The following is a 13,736-nucleotide window of genomic DNA, read 5'->3' on the forward strand; positions in this document are numbered from 1 at the left end:
CGCGAGGCGCCGCACGCACACACGCAGGGCCGGGCACCGGAGCGAGGCCCGGCCCCGGGGGAGTCCCGGACAGGGCTGCCGGTTCGCCCCCGGCCGTGGAGCGGCGTGGTGGCCGGACCCGGGGGACGGGGCCCGGAGCCCGCCTGTCCGAATCCGGTCCGGGGGACCGTCTGCCCGCCGCTACGCCGCGGGGCGGAAGTGCCGATCCGCCCGGTGCGGAGGGTGCGGGTGAGAGGACACGTCGGATCGGCGGTACACGTCAGATCGGGGGTACGGGGCGGGCGGCGCCCCCGGCCGACGCACCCACTGCGGTCGGCGGCATGCGTCCGGCGGGAGGAACGGGTGCGCTGGGCGCCTCCCTGCGGGGCGGTGATCCGGGGTCTGCCGCAGCGGCGCGAACCGCCCCGGCGGGAGGCGGCCAGGTACGACCCGTCCCGTCACGATCCGGCCAGGCGCGGACCCGCCCTGCGCAATCCGGGCGTGAGCGGTCCGTGCCTGCGCGGTCCGGTCTCGCGCCGTCCGGCCCCGCGCGGTCGGGGGCTGCGCGGTCCGGGGCCGCGAGGCGTGGCGCTGCGCGGGGAGCGGCCGGTCCTGCCCGGGCCAGGGAAGCACTCGGCCGGTACGGCGAGGACCTGGCGGCCCGGCGGCTGCGCGAGATGGGCATGGCCGTACTCGAACGCAACTGGCGCTGCGCCGAAGGGGAGATCGACCTCATCGCCCGTGACGGCGACGCGATCGTGATCTGCGAGGTCAAGACCCGCAGGGCGGGCCCTTTCCAGCACCCCATGGAGAGCCTGCCGCCCGCCAAGACGGCGCGGCTGCGCCGCCTCGCCGCCCGCTGGCTGAGCGAGAGCTGGCTGGCCCGGTACGGCCGGCCGCCGGTGGGAGGGGTCCGTCTCGACCTCGTCGGCATCGTTCTCCCGCACCGGGGTGCGCCCGTCGTCCAGCATGTGCGGGGGGTGGGTTGATGGGTTTCGCACGGACCTGCGCGGTGGCGCTCGTCGGCGTGGAGGGCGTCCCCGTCGAGGTACAGGCCGATCTGGAACCGGGTGTCGCGGCCTTCACCCTCGTCGGTCTGCCCGACAAGAGCCTGACCGAGAGCCGCGACCGGGTGCGGGCCGCAGTGGTCAACTCCGGAGTGCCCTGGCCGCAGAAGAAACTGACCGTGGGCCTCAGCCCGGCCTCGGTGCCCAAGGGCGGCAGCGGCTTCGACATCGCGGTGGCCTGCGCCGTCCTGGCCGCCGCCGAGTGCATCGACCCGCGCCAGATCGCCTCCGTGGTGATGATCGGCGAACTGGGCCTGGACGGCCGGGTGCTGCCGGTGCGGGGTGTCCTGCCCGCCGTACTGGCCGCCGCGGACGCGGGATACCGGCAGGTGGTGGTCCCCGAGCAGGCGGCGGCCGAGGCGTCGCTGGTCCCGGACGTCTCTGTGATCGGGATCCGCAGCCTGCGCCAACTGCTCGCCGTGCTCAACGACGAGCCCGTACCGGACGAGCCGGAAGAGCCCGGTGACGGCGGTCTGCCCGAGGCGGCCCGCACCCACCTCGCGGGACTCGGCGCGCTCTCACCCGGACTGACCGGCCTGCGGGCAGAAGAGCGCCCCGTGGACCTCGCGGACGTGGCCGGACAGGGCCACGCCCGGTACGCCTTGGAGATCGCCGCCGCGGGCCGTCACCACCTGCTGCTCAAGGGCCCGCCGGGTGCGGGCAAGACGATGCTCGCCGAGCGGCTGCCGGGGCTGCTGCCCCCGCTCAGCCGCAAGGAAGCGCTGGAGGTCACGGCCGTCCACTCGGTGGCCGGGGCGCTGCCGCCGGGTCAGCCGCTCGTCGCCCGGCCGCCCTACTGCGCCCCGCATCACTCGGCGACGATGGCGGCGCTCGTCGGCGGCGGCTCCGGGCTGCCCCGCCCCGGAGCGGTCTCCCTCGCCCACAATGGCGTCCTCTTTCTGGACGAGGCCGCTGAATGCAGTGCCCGGGTACTGGATGCCATGCGGCAGCCGCTGGAGTCCGGCTGTGTGGTCGTCGCGCGGGCCGCCGGGATGATGCGCATGCCGGCCCGTTTCCTGCTCGTCCTGGCCGTCAACCCCTGCCCCTGCGGCCGGCACGGCAGCCCGGGCGGTACGTGCGAGTGCCAGCCCTCGACGGTACGCCGCTACCGTGCCCGGCTCTCGGGACCGCTCATGGACCGGGTGGACCTGCGCGTGCGGGTGGAGCCGCTCGCCCGCTCGGAACTGGCCACGGTGGGTGGCCGGGCGGAGTCCACCGCCGAGGTGGCCGCCCGGGTGCTGGAGGCCAGGGAACGCGCCGCGGCACGCTATGCGGGTACTCCGTGGAAGACCAACAGCGAAGTGCCGGGCCACGAACTGCGCACCCGTCACCCCGCGGTGTCCGGGGCGCTCGTGGAGGCCGAGGACGACCTTGAACGCGGCCTCCTCACCGCGCGCGGCCTCGACCGGGTGCTGCGGGTCGCCTGGACGGTCGCGGATCTGGCAGGGCACCCACGGCCCACCCGGGACGACGTCAACCTCGCACTGCTGTTGCGCAGCGGCATCCGCCGGGGCGCTCTGCTGCCGGGGGTGTCCGCATGACGGCCGAACAGCTGCCCGAGGTGTCCGGCGCGGACGACAGCCGACGTGCTGCCGCACCACCCGGGACCGGTCCGACAGCCCGGACAGGTCCCCAGGAAGCGGCGGAGGAAGCCCAGGCGAGTCCGTCCCCGCCGGGCGGCAGCTCCGCCTGGCCGGAAAAGGTCGCCAGAGCAGCGCTCACCCGGATCACGGAACCGGGTGACGAACTGGTGGGCCAATGGGTCGCCACCTACGGTGCGGGCGCCGTCGTGCGGGCCGTACGCGGCTGCGGGGTGCCGTTGCCCGGGGCCGGCGAACAGCGCTGGGCGGGGCTGCGGCTGCGCGCCGCCGCCGTCAGCCCGCACACCGACCTCGCCGCGATCGAACGGTGCGGCGGCCGGTTCGTCTGCCCCGGCGACGCGGAATGGCCCAGCCAGCTCGACGACCTGGGCAATGCTGCACCGATCGGGCTGTGGGTGTGCGGCGCTCCCTCACTGCGCGTGTGGGCTCTGCGCTCGGTCGCCGTGGTCGGCGCCCGTGCCTGCACGGAGTACGGCGCACACTGCGCCGCGGTCCTGGGGGCCGGGCTCGCCGAACGGGGCTGGACGGTCGTCTCGGGGGCGGCCTACGGCATCGACGCCGCCGCGCACCGGGGTGCCCTCGCCGTACGGGGCCCGACCGTCGGCGTTCTGGCGTGCGGGGCCGATGTCGCCTATCCGCCCGGCAACCAGGAGCTGATCCGCACCCTGCGGGAGCGCGGACTGCTGATCGCCGAACTGGCGCCCGGCAGCCACCCGACCCGCAGCCGGTTCGTGCTCCGTAACCGGGTGATCGCCGCGCTCACGCGGGGCACGGTCGTGGTGGAGGCCGCGTTGCGCAGCGGGGCGCTGGTCACCGCGCGGCGTGCGCTCGCCCTTCGACGGCACGTCATGGGGATGCCGGGCCCGGTCACCTCGGGCCTGTCCCAGGGGGTGCACGAATTGCTGCGAGGGGAGGCCACGGTGGTCACCGATGCCGACGAAGTGATCGAACTGGTGGGGCACATGGGGGAGCTGGCGCCTGCCCGACGCGGCCCCGCCGTGCCGCGCGACGCCCTGAGTCCCGCACTCACACGAGTGCTCGAAGCCGTGCCCGGTCGCGGGACGGCGGACGCGGCTCGCATCGGATGCGCGGCCGGTGTGCCGCCGGACCTCACCCTCAGCCGGCTCCATGAGCTACGGGCTCTCGGGTACGTCGAACGGGACGGCGGGCAATGGCAGTTGACCCGGTACGGCAAGCGAAACCCCATCGAGTGATGAGGCGGTCCTTGACCTGGGGCTATCGGGTGAAAAGCTGAACCGTGCGCGCCCGCTGGGACGCTGCGGCCCCCAGAGCCCCGCGCTCCGGCCCCGTGCCCGGTCACCGGCGCCGCACCCGCCCCACGGACCCGCCCCGTCACCGTGGAGGGAAGAACGTCGGCGCGAAGGAGGAAGAACAATACGTCGCTCACCGCGACGCCACGGTCACGCTACGCTCACCGCGTCTCTTTCGCGAGAGCACGTTTCCGTACCAGAACCGACCACCACTACCCAGCAGAACGGCTCAAGGCGACGCATGCCTCAGCACATCTCCGGGCCCGACCGTACCTCCCCAGCGGCCTCCGCAGCCGCGCGGACCGCGGTCGACGAGGACGAGCCCAGGACTGCGCCCAGCTCGCTGGATGAACTCTGGCGGTCCTACAAGGCCACCGCGGACAGCAGGCTGCGCGAGCAGCTCATCCTGCACTACTCCCCGCTGGTCAAGTACGTGGCGGGCAGGGTCAGCGTCGGCCTGCCCGCCAACGTCGAGCAGGCCGACTTCGTCTCCTCCGGAGTCTTCGGACTCATCGACGCCATCGAGAAGTTCGACCCCTCGCGCTCCATCAAGTTCGAGACGTACGCCATCACCCGGATCCGCGGCGCGATGATCGACGAGCTGCGAGCGCTGGACTGGATCCCCCGCTCGGTACGGCAGAAGGCCCGCGCCGTCGAACGCGCCTACGCGACCCTCGAAGCCCGCCTGCGGCGCAGCCCCACCGAAGCCGAGGTCGCCGACGAGATGGGCATCGAGATGGAGGAACTGCACGGGGTCTTCAGCCAGTTGTCGCTGGCCAACGTCGTCGCCCTGGAAGAGCTGCTGCACGTCGGCGGGGAGGGTGGCGACCGGCTCAGCCTGGTGGACACGCTGGAGGACACCGCCGCCGACAACCCGGTGGAGGTCGCCGAGGACCGGGAGCTGCGGCGTCTGCTGGCCCGGGCCATCAACACCCTGCCCGAGCGGGAGAAGACCGTGGTCACCCTCTACTACTACGAGGGGCTCACCCTGGCCGAGATCGGGCAAGTGCTCGGGGTCACCGAGAGCAGGGTCAGCCAGATCCACACCAAATCGGTTCTGCAACTTCGAGCCAAACTGGCCGACGCCGGCCGCTGAGCGGTCGGCCGCTTCCCCGCGCTGATCAGTCGGCGCCGCCGCGCTGCTCGGTCGGCCCCCTTCGTGCGAGTGCCTGGCTGCGCACCGGCTGCCCGGGGCCTGGCCCCTACTGTTCGGGCGGTCCCCGTCGTTCGGGCCGTCCTTCCTGGCCCGGCTGCCCGGGCTGCGCGCCGGGCCGTCTTCCCCGTTTCGGCCACCTCGGCCACCCCGGCCACCTCGCCCCCCGGCCACTGGGGCCAGCCACCCCGGCCACCCCGGCCGTTCGCGCTGCCTTGGCCCTCTGCGCCGTCCCGGAGTCCCGCCCCTTCCCGGCCGCTCGCACTGTCCGGGCCGGCGGCAGTGGCCCGGCAACCCGGCAACCGCCGGCTGTTCGCTCCTTTTCCGCGTTCACGCGGACGCCGTGGCGTGGACGTCCGGCCGGGGCGGGCGTCCACGCCGGCCGCTCGCGCACAGGGCCGCCGCCGACGGCCGGAACCCGCCCCGCACCCGGCCGGACCAGGAGAATCGTCCCGGACCCGTGCCGGTCTCGACGGGAGATCCGTAAGCTAGGGACGTGCCCAGGATTCGAGCGGCCTCCGTGGCCGAGCACCGGACCATGCAGCGCGCGGCCTTGCTGGATGCCGCACGGTCGCTGCTGTCCGAGGGCGGAACGGAAGCACTGACCTTCCCCGCACTCGCTCAGCGCACCGGCCTCGCGCGCTCCTCCGTGTACGAGTACTTCCGCTCCCGCGCCGCCGTCGTGGAAGAGCTGTGCGCCGTCGACTTCCCGGTATGGGCCGCGGAAGTCGAATCGGCGATGCGGCAGGCGCAGACGCCCGCGGGAAAGGTCGAGGCGTACGTCCGCCAACAGCTCACCCTCGTCGGCGACCGACGGCACCGCGCGGTTGTCGCGATCTCCGCCGGTGAGCTGGACGCCGGGGCCCGTGAGCGAATCCGGGCCGCCCACGGCGGGCTGATCTCCATGGTCGTCGAAGCCCTCGGCGATCTCGGCCACGAGCAGCCGCGGCTGGCCGCCATGCTGCTCCAGGGTGTGGTGGATGCGGGGGTGCGGCGTATCGAGCTGGGCGCTGCGGAAGACCCCGAGCAGATCGCCGCCGCCGCGGTCTCCATGGCGCTCCACGGCGTCTGCGGCCGGGCCTCCTGATCCCTGCCACCCGCAGGCGGGGTGCCGTCGCGGGGAGTCCGCCGCCCAGGCGCCACCGTGACCAGAGCGCTGCCGCCGTAAGAACGCAGGCGGCGGTCCAGTCCGCCGGGCCGCCCGCGGTCCGGGGCCGGCCCACTTCACGCTCTCTTCCGGCCGCGGGCTCCGTCGTGGCCGGCAGCGGTACGCCGAAGACCGGGAGCAGTCTGGAGCGCCCGCCCAGCAGCCACGCCGGCAGGAGAGACAGCGGGTTCAGATAGCGGCGTCCGCGCAGCAGACCCCAGTGGAGGCAGCTGCGGGGGCAGTGCGTCCCCAGGGTGACGGTACCCACCCGGTCGCCGGCCCGCACCCGGTCGCCCTTGCGTACAGAGGGCCGCAGTGGCTGGTACGTCGTGCGCAGGGGCGGCTCCCCTGTGCCCGTCAGCTCGATCGAGACGACGCCGCGGCCCGCGACCTTCCCCGCGAAGGACACCTTGCCGTCGGCCACGGCCAGCACCGGCTGGCCCGGACGGGCGGCCAGATCCACACCTCGGTGCCCCGGCGCCCAGGGCTGGGGAGGCGGATCCCAGCCGCGGGGCACCCGTGGCCGGCGTGCGCCCTCGGCCCCCTCGACCGGCCAGAACCGTCCGGGCCGGGCCTTACCGCCGGCCCCCTCGCGGGCGCCGCCCCATGCGGTGGAAGCGATCTTGGCGCTGTCCTTCTCCTCCGCAGCGGCGGGAGTCGGTGTCCCGGCAACGCGTGAGGGGTGGGTCCCGGCCGGGAGCCTGGCCATGGGCCCCGCTTCACCGGAGGGAACGGGTCCGGACACCGCCGGCCGAGCGCCCGGCCATGACGCCACCGGTTGTGCGCTCGCCCACGATGCCGGCGGCACGGTGGCGGCCCCCGTCACCGCCAGGGCCCCCGGCCCCGCCACCGACAGGGCGACCAGCACCGTCGCCAGGAGGGCGACGAGTGCTCCGCACCGCCCCGGCGCTCTGGTGCCCGGTGCCGGACCGGACCGTCCGCTGTCGTCCGCCCCCTTCGCCGGGGGCCCGTGCCATGTCATGCGACCACCGTGGAGCGGATCGGCGGGTGGCGGGGATCATGGACGAGATCTGTGGGTAACTGCAGAGTTGTGGACAAGTCGGCCACCCGTACGAGTGACGGGGAGACGCACCGCGAGGCTCTGGCCCCCCACACGCACCGCTCCCCGGGAACGGTGCCCGTATCCGTCGTGCGGCGCCGTCTCCAGGCCGTTCCGCCCCCGCCCGGCGCGGGCGCCCCCTGCGGTCCCGTACACTGCTGGTGCGGCCCGGGCGACCGGGCTGACTTCGCACGCCCCGCCACCCTCACCCGGTGGCCCGCGCATCTCGGTCCCAGGAACCGTCGCAGGACGGCCCTCCAGGGCGGCGCGCAGGGGCGTCAGGCAAGTGGGGGCGTCCGCCCTCGCTGACGGAACCGAACAACTCAAGGAGAACGGCCATGGCCGTCGTCACGATGCGGGAGCTGCTGGAGAGCGGCGTCCACTTCGGGCACCAGACCCGCCGCTGGAACCCGAAGATGAAGCGCTTCATCTTCACCGAGCGCAACGGCATCTACATCATCGACCTGCTCCAGTCGCTGTCGTACATCGACCGCGCCTACGAGTTCGTCAAGGAGACCGTCGCGCACGGCGGCTCCATCATGTTCGTCGGCACCAAGAAGCAGGCCCAGGAGGCCATCGCCGAGCAGGCCACCCGCGTGGGCATGCCCTACGTGAACCAGCGCTGGCTCGGCGGCATGCTGACCAACTTCTCGACCGTCTACAAGCGGCTCCAGCGCCTCAAGGAGCTGGAGCAGATCGACTTCGAGGACGTGGCCGCCTCCGGTCTGACCAAGAAGGAGCTGCTGGTCCTCTCCCGCGAGAAGGCCAAGCTGGAGAAGACCCTCGGCGGTATCCGCGAGATGCAGAAGGTGCCGAGCGCCGTCTGGATCGTGGACACCAAGAAGGAGCACATCGCCGTCGGTGAGGCGCGCAAGCTCAACATCCCGGTGGTCGCGATCCTCGACACCAACTGCGACCCGGACGAGGTCGACTACAAGATCCCGGGCAACGACGACGCGATCCGCTCCGTCACCCTGCTGACCCGCGTGATCGCCGACGCGGTCGCCGAGGGCCTCATCGCCCGTTCGTCCGGTGGTTCCGGCGAGGGCAAGGGCGACAAGGCCGCCGGTGAGCCGCTGGCCGAGTGGGAGCGTGACCTGCTGGAGGGCGAGAAGGCCGCCGAGAAGCCGGCCGCCGAGGGCGAGCAGGCTGCCGCCGAGGCCCAGCCGCAGGCTGCCGAGGGCGAGCAGGCTGCCGCTCCGGCCGAGCAGTCCGCCGCTCCGGCCGAGCAGCAGGGCTGACCCTCGGTCCACGTGGATCACGTGGGCCCCAGCGGCGCACAGTGAGACGGCGGGGGCCGAGTGCCCCCGCCGTACAGCCGTGACCTGGGCCGTTGCCGCGTGACTCCGAACCATCCCACTGACTTTTCGACTTTCCGGGAAGAGATTCACAGACCATGGCGAACTACACCGCCGCCGACGTCAAGAAGCTCCGGGAGCTGACCGGCGCCGGCATGATGGACTGCAAGAAGGCGCTGGACGAGGCCGAGGGCAACGTCGACAAGGCCGTCGAGGTCCTGCGCGTCAAGGGCCAGAAGGGCGTCGCCAAGCGCGAGAGCCGTACCGCCGAGAACGGTGCGATCATCGCCCGTATCGCCGACGACAGCACCGCCGGTGTGCTGGTCGAGCTGAAGTGCGAGACGGACTTCGTAGCCAAGGGTGAGAAGTTCATCGCCGTCGCCGAGGCCATCGCCGCGCACGTCGAGGCCACCTCCCCGGCCGACATCGAGGCGCTGCTCGCCTCCGAGATCGAGTCCGGCAAGACCGTCCAGGCGTACGTCGACGAGGCCAACGCCACCCTCGGCGAGAAGATCGTGCTGGACCGCTTCGCGCAGTTCTCCGGCGCCTACGTGGGCTCCTACCTGCACCGCACCAGCCCGGACCTGCCGCCGCAGGTCGGCGTGCTCGTCGAGCTGGACTCGGCCAACGCGGACATCGCCAAGGACGTCGCGCAGCACATCGCCGCCTTCTCGCCGGCCTACCTGAGCCGCGAGGACGTCCCGGCCGAGACCGTCGCCAACGAGCGCCGCATCGCCGAGGAGACCGCGCGCGAGGAGGGCAAGCCGGAGCAGGCCCTCCCGAAGATCATCGAGGGTCGCGTCAACGGCTTCTTCAAGGAGAACACCCTCCTCGACCAGCCGTTCGCCAAGGACAACAAGAAGTCCGTCCAGAAGGTGCTGGAGGAGGCCGGCGTTTCGCTGAAGCGCTTCGCCCGCTTCCGCGTCGGCGCCTGAGGGCCCCGGTCCTGACGTATCCCGCAGGCCGGTTCCGTCGCGCGTGCGTTCCGGGCACACCGGGCACACGCACGGAACCGGCACGGGCCCGATAAGGTCGGGCACAGGGCAGTTGTGACGAGGAGGCCATTGCCGCAGAGGGAACCGCGAGGGTCCGACGGCAGTGGCCTCTTTCGTATGTGCACGAGGAGATCTCCATGACCAGCAATGACACCGGCAAAGACAGGCACGGCCGTCGGCGCTTCCTGCTCAAGCTCTCCGGGGAGGCGTTCGCCGGCGGCGGCGGACTCGGTGTCGACCCCGACGTCGTGCACAAGGTGGCACGGGAGATCGCCTCGGTCGTCCGCGACGGCGCCGAGATCGCCGTCGTCATCGGCGGCGGCAACTTCTTCCGCGGTGCCGAACTCCAGCAGCGCGGCATGGACCGGGCCCGCTCCGACTACATGGGCATGCTCGGTACGGTCATGAACTGCCTCGCCCTCCAGGACTTCCTGGAGAAGGAGGGCATCGAGACGCGCGTGCAGACCGCCATCACCATGGGGCAGGTCGCCGAGCCCTACATCCCGCTGCGCGCCGTGCGGCACCTGGAGAAGGGCCGCGTCGTGATCTTCGGCGCCGGTATGGGCATGCCGTACTTCTCCACCGACACCACCGCGGCCCAGCGTGCGCTGGAGATCAACGCCGAGGTGATGCTGATGGGGAAGAACGGCGTGGACGGCGTCTACGACTCCGACCCCCGGACCAACCCGGCCGCGGTGAAGTTCGACGCGCTGGAGTACGGCGAGGTCATCACCCGCGACCTGAAGGTCGCCGACATGACCGCGATCACCCTCTGCCGTGACAACAAGCTGCCGATCCTCGTCTTCGAGCTGCTTGCCGAAGGCAATATCGCCCGCGCGGTCAAGGGTGAGAAGATCGGCACTCTGGTGAGCAACCAGGGCACCAGGGTCTGACCGGCCGCGCCGGCGTCCCCCACCGGTCCGGCGGCCCGTGCACCGGACCCGCGGGGCCGGAGCACCCGGGGCGCCGCCGGCAACACCGGGGCGCCGGAACGGCCCGGTACGGGGATGGACAACGGCCTGCCGGTCGTACACCGTGCAGGCATCAGGGCACTGCGGGGGCCGGGGCGGCCCGCGGGGCGGCCGTCACCTCACAGCCCCGGACGAAGCAGTCAGGCTCATTCACCGAACCAGGAGCACGTGGTGATCGAAGAGACCCTCCTCGAAGCCGAGGAAAAGATGGAGAAGGCGGTCGTCGTCGCCAAGGAGGACTTCGCCGCGATCCGCACCGGCCGTGCGCACCCGGCGATGTTCAACAAGATCTTGGCGGAGTACTACGGCACGATGACGCCGATCAACCAGCTGGCGTCCTTCTCCGTACCGGAGCCCCGAATGGCCGTGGTGACTCCGTTCGACAAGAGCTCGCTGCGCAACATCGAGCAGGCCATCCGCGACTCGGATCTGGGCGTCAACCCCTCGAACGACGGCAATATCATCCGGGTGACGTTCCCCGAGCTGACGGAGGAGCGCCGCCGCGAGTACATCAAGGTCGCCAAGAACAAGGGCGAGGACGCCAAGATCTCGATCCGCAGCGTCCGCCGCAAGGCCAAGGAGGCCATCGACAAGGCCGTCAAGGACGGCGAGGTCGGTGAGGACGAGGGCCGCAGGGGCGAGAAGGAGCTCGACGACACCACCGCCAAGTACGTGGCGCAGGTGGACGAGCTGCTCAAGCACAAGGAGGCCGAGCTGCTCGAAGTCTGAGGTCACCGTCTCAAGGTCCGAGGTCGAAGGCTGCTATCTGTGAACGACTCATCCTGGGGAGCGCCGCAACCGCACACCGGGTACCGGGGCACCGGCGATCAGGTGCCCTCCGCCCCCACGGCGATGCCCCGCCCGGGCGATGGTCACCTCCCCGCCCACGACGTGAGCGCCCCTGTGCACGACGTGGGCGGTGATGCGGCGCAGACTCGGCGTATGCCCACCGTGTCCGACCCCCAGGGCTCCGGGGACCAGAACGGCCGCTCCGGCCCTTCCGACGGTCCCGGCGACCCTGCCCGCCCCGGCCGTCCGGGCCTGCACGGCTCCGCGTACGGTGCCGCCGGCGGTCCCGCGCCGCACGGCAGGCAGGAGCCGCCCCAGGGACCGCAGCAGCAGTCGCAGGATGCCTCAGCACCCGCCCCCGCGCCCGCCGCGGGGGAGGGCAAAAAGCGCGCGGGGCGGGATCTGCGCGCCGCCATAGGGGTCGGCCTCGTCCTCGGCGTGGTCGTCCTGGCCTCGCTCTTCCTGTACAAGCCCGTCTTCCTCGGCGTCATCGTGGTGGCGGTCGCCGTCGGCCTGTGGGAGCTGACCAGCCGGCTGAAGGAGCGCAAGGGCATCCGCGCCCCTCTGGTGCCGCTCGCGCTCGGTGGCGCCGCCATGACGATCGCCGGGTATCTGCGGGGGGCCGAGGGGGCCTGGATCGCCATGGCCCTCACCGCGCTCGCGGTCCTGGTGTGGCGTATGGCGCAGCCACCCTCGGACTATCTGCGCGATGTGACAGCCGGCCTGTTCGCCGCTTTCTACGTGCCGTTCCTCGCCACTTTCGTTGCGCTCATGCTCGCCGCCGACGACGGGCCCAGGCGGGTGCTGACCTTCCTCATCCTCACCGTCGTGAGCGATACCGGCGCCTACGCGGTGGGCTGGCGCTTCGGCAAGCGGAAGCTGGCGCCCCGGATCAGCCCCGGCAAGACCCGGGAGGGGCTGATCGGCGCGGTGGCGTTCGCCATGGCGGCGGGCGCGCTGTGCACCCAGTTCCTCATCGACGGCGGCAGCTGGTGGCAGGGCCTGCTGCTGGGCCTGGCCGTCGCCCTCAGTGCCACGCTGGGCGACCTGGGCGAGTCCATGATCAAACGCGATCTGGGCATCAAGGACATGGGCACCATGCTGCCCGGCCACGGCGGCATCATGGACCGCCTCGACTCCCTGCTGCCGACCGCACCTGTCGTCTGGCTGCTCCTGGTGGTCTTCGTCGGGGCGGGCTGACCCCGGTCCGCCTGGCCGGGCCGTACCGGACCGGGCTCCCTCGCGCGTCTGCGACACTGGGAGGGTTATGCCTGCACCCGGAGAACTCACGTTCGTCGCACCGCGCGGAGCCAAGAAGCCGCCGCGGCATCTTGCCGACCTCACTCCCGAGCAGCGGCGGGAGGCCGTCGCTGCCGCCGGGGAGAAGCCGTTCCGCGCCAAGCAGCTCTCGCAGCACTACTTCGCGCGGCTGGAGCACCGTCCCGAGCAGTGGACGGACATCCCCGCCGCGTCCCGCGAGAAGCTGGCCGCCGAGCTGCTGCCCGACCTGATGAGCGTGGTGCGGCACATCAGCTGTGACGACGACGCCACCCGCAAGACCCTGTGGCGGCTGCACGACGGGACGCTGGTGGAGTCCGTGCTGATGCGCTACCCGGACCGGGTGACCATGTGCATCAGCTCCCAGGCGGGCTGCGGCATGAACTGCCCGTTCTGCGCCACCGGGCAGGCGGGGCTCGACCGGAACCTGTCCACCGCCGAGATCGTGCACCAGATCGTCGACGGTATGCGCGCGCTGCGTGACGGCGAGGTTCCCGGGGGTCCGGCCCGGCTGTCCAACATCGTCTTCATGGGCATGGGCGAGCCGCTGGCCAACTACAACCGCGTCGTCGGAGCGATCCGCCGGCTGACCGATCCGGAGCCGGACGGACTGGGGCTTTCCCAGCGCGGGATCACCGTCTCCACCGTCGGTCTGGTGCCGGCCATGCTGCGCTTCGCCGACGAGGGCTTCAAGTGCCGGCTGGCCGTCTCGCTGCACGCTCCGGACGACGAGCTGCGCGACACCCTGGTGCCGGTCAACACCCGCTGGAAGGTGCGGGAGGTGCTGGACGCGGCCTGGGAGTACGCGGCCAAGTCCGGGCGCCGCGTCTCCATCGAGTACGCGCTGATCAAGGACATCAACGATCAGGCGTGGCGGGCCGACCTGCTGGGCCGGCTGCTGAAGGGCAAGCGGGTGCACGTCAACCTCATCCCGCTGAATCCGACTCCCGGCTCCAAGTGGACCGCGTCCCGTCCGGAGGACGAGGCGGAGTTCGTCAGGACGCTGGAACTGCACGGTGTACCGGTGACCGTACGGGACACCCGGGGCCAGGAGATCGACGGAGCGTGCGGGCAGCTCGCGGCCACCGAACGCTGATGCCTGACTGATAGTGTTCGAACGGGCCGTG

The 13,736-nt window shown here is 72.2% G+C and carries 11 protein-coding genes and 1 pseudogene; 11 read left to right on the top strand and 1 reads right to left on the bottom strand.

The window, feature by feature from the left end; translation table 11 throughout:
• The first annotated feature begins 491 nt into the window (after positions 1–491).
• From IO40_RS38710 to IO40_RS0110745, 5 genes are all read left to right on the top strand, one after another.
• Positions 492–968, top strand: a complete 477-nt coding sequence (locus IO40_RS38710) for a YraN family protein (protein ID WP_079042458.1) — start codon at positions 492–494, stop codon at positions 966–968.
• Positions 968–2,587, top strand: coding sequence for a YifB family Mg chelatase-like AAA ATPase (locus tag IO40_RS0110730; protein WP_016470118.1), 1,620 nt, complete (start codon positions 968–970; stop codon positions 2,585–2,587). Before IO40_RS38710 ends, IO40_RS0110730 begins: the two co-directional genes overlap by 1 nt.
• Complete coding sequence (dprA, locus tag IO40_RS0110735; protein ID WP_031175317.1) at positions 2,584–3,861, top strand: DNA-processing protein DprA; 1,278 nt, start codon at positions 2,584–2,586, stop codon at positions 3,859–3,861. The genes IO40_RS0110730 and dprA overlap by 4 nt, the downstream gene beginning before the upstream one ends.
• A 298-nt stretch (positions 3,862–4,159) precedes the next feature.
• On the top strand, positions 4,160–5,014 hold the full coding sequence (whiG, locus tag IO40_RS0110740) for an RNA polymerase sigma factor WhiG (protein WP_016470120.1): 855 nt from the start codon (positions 4,160–4,162) through the stop codon (positions 5,012–5,014).
• Positions 5,015–5,591: 577 nt separating this feature from the next.
• Positions 5,592–6,158 (top strand): TetR/AcrR family transcriptional regulator, encoded by a 567-nt coding sequence (locus tag IO40_RS0110745; protein WP_016470121.1) that lies wholly within the window; start codon positions 5,592–5,594, stop codon positions 6,156–6,158.
• Positions 6,159–6,462: 304 nt separating this feature from the next.
• On the opposite strand, the pseudogene IO40_RS39790 reads toward IO40_RS0110745, so the two are convergent.
• A pseudogene (locus IO40_RS39790) lies at positions 6,463–7,200 on the bottom strand (murein hydrolase activator EnvC family protein); the annotation flags it as partial.
• Between the two features lie 416 nt (positions 7,201–7,616).
• Here IO40_RS39790 and rpsB point away from each other — a divergent pair.
• The 6 genes from rpsB (at position 7,617) to rlmN (ending at position 13,705) form a co-directional block, all read left to right on the top strand.
• Positions 7,617–8,519 carry a 30S ribosomal protein S2 gene (rpsB, locus tag IO40_RS0110750; RefSeq protein ID WP_016470122.1) on the top strand — a complete coding sequence of 301 codons (903 nt, stop codon included), beginning with the start codon at positions 7,617–7,619 and terminating at the stop codon, positions 8,517–8,519.
• Positions 8,520–8,674: 155 nt separating this feature from the next.
• Positions 8,675–9,511, top strand: coding sequence for a translation elongation factor Ts (gene tsf / locus IO40_RS0110755; protein WP_016470123.1), 837 nt, complete (start codon positions 8,675–8,677; stop codon positions 9,509–9,511).
• A 197-nt stretch (positions 9,512–9,708) separates the two neighbouring features.
• Positions 9,709–10,464, top strand: coding sequence for a UMP kinase (gene pyrH / locus IO40_RS0110760; RefSeq protein WP_016470124.1), 756 nt, complete (start codon positions 9,709–9,711; stop codon positions 10,462–10,464).
• Between the two features lie 249 nt (positions 10,465–10,713).
• Complete coding sequence (gene frr, locus IO40_RS0110765) at positions 10,714–11,271, top strand: ribosome recycling factor (RefSeq protein WP_016470125.1); 558 nt, start codon at positions 10,714–10,716, stop codon at positions 11,269–11,271.
• 39 nt (positions 11,272–11,310) lie between these two features.
• A complete protein-coding gene (locus tag IO40_RS0110770; RefSeq protein ID WP_016470126.1) occupies positions 11,311–12,531 on the top strand; it encodes a phosphatidate cytidylyltransferase in 1,221 nt (406 codons plus the stop codon).
• Positions 12,532–12,598: 67 nt separating this feature from the next.
• Entirely contained in the window at positions 12,599–13,705 is a 1,107-nt protein-coding gene (gene rlmN, locus IO40_RS0110775; RefSeq protein WP_016470127.1) for a dual-specificity RNA methyltransferase RlmN, read from the top strand.
• The last annotated feature ends 31 nt before the right edge of the window (positions 13,706–13,736 follow it).

Source organism: Streptomyces albus subsp. albus, assembly GCF_000725885.1.
Taxonomy (GTDB): Bacteria; Actinomycetota; Actinomycetes; order Streptomycetales; family Streptomycetaceae; genus Streptomyces; species Streptomyces albus.

Excerpts from the sequence above, each read along its gene's own strand:
- IO40_RS0110730 (WP_016470118.1), top strand. The coding sequence starts at position 968 with ATGGGTTTCGCACGGACCTGCGCGGTGGCGCTCGTCGGCGTGGAGGGC.
- dprA (WP_031175317.1), top strand. The coding sequence starts at position 2,584 with ATGACGGCCGAACAGCTGCCCGAGGTGTCCGGCGCGGACGACAGCCGA.
- whiG (WP_016470120.1), top strand. The coding sequence starts at position 4,160 with ATGCCTCAGCACATCTCCGGGCCCGACCGTACCTCCCCAGCGGCCTCC.
- rpsB (WP_016470122.1), top strand. The coding sequence starts at position 7,617 with ATGGCCGTCGTCACGATGCGGGAGCTGCTGGAGAGCGGCGTCCACTTC.
- tsf (WP_016470123.1), top strand. The coding sequence starts at position 8,675 with ATGGCGAACTACACCGCCGCCGACGTCAAGAAGCTCCGGGAGCTGACC.
- pyrH (WP_016470124.1), top strand. The coding sequence starts at position 9,709 with ATGACCAGCAATGACACCGGCAAAGACAGGCACGGCCGTCGGCGCTTC.
- rlmN (WP_016470127.1), top strand. The coding sequence starts at position 12,599 with ATGCCTGCACCCGGAGAACTCACGTTCGTCGCACCGCGCGGAGCCAAG.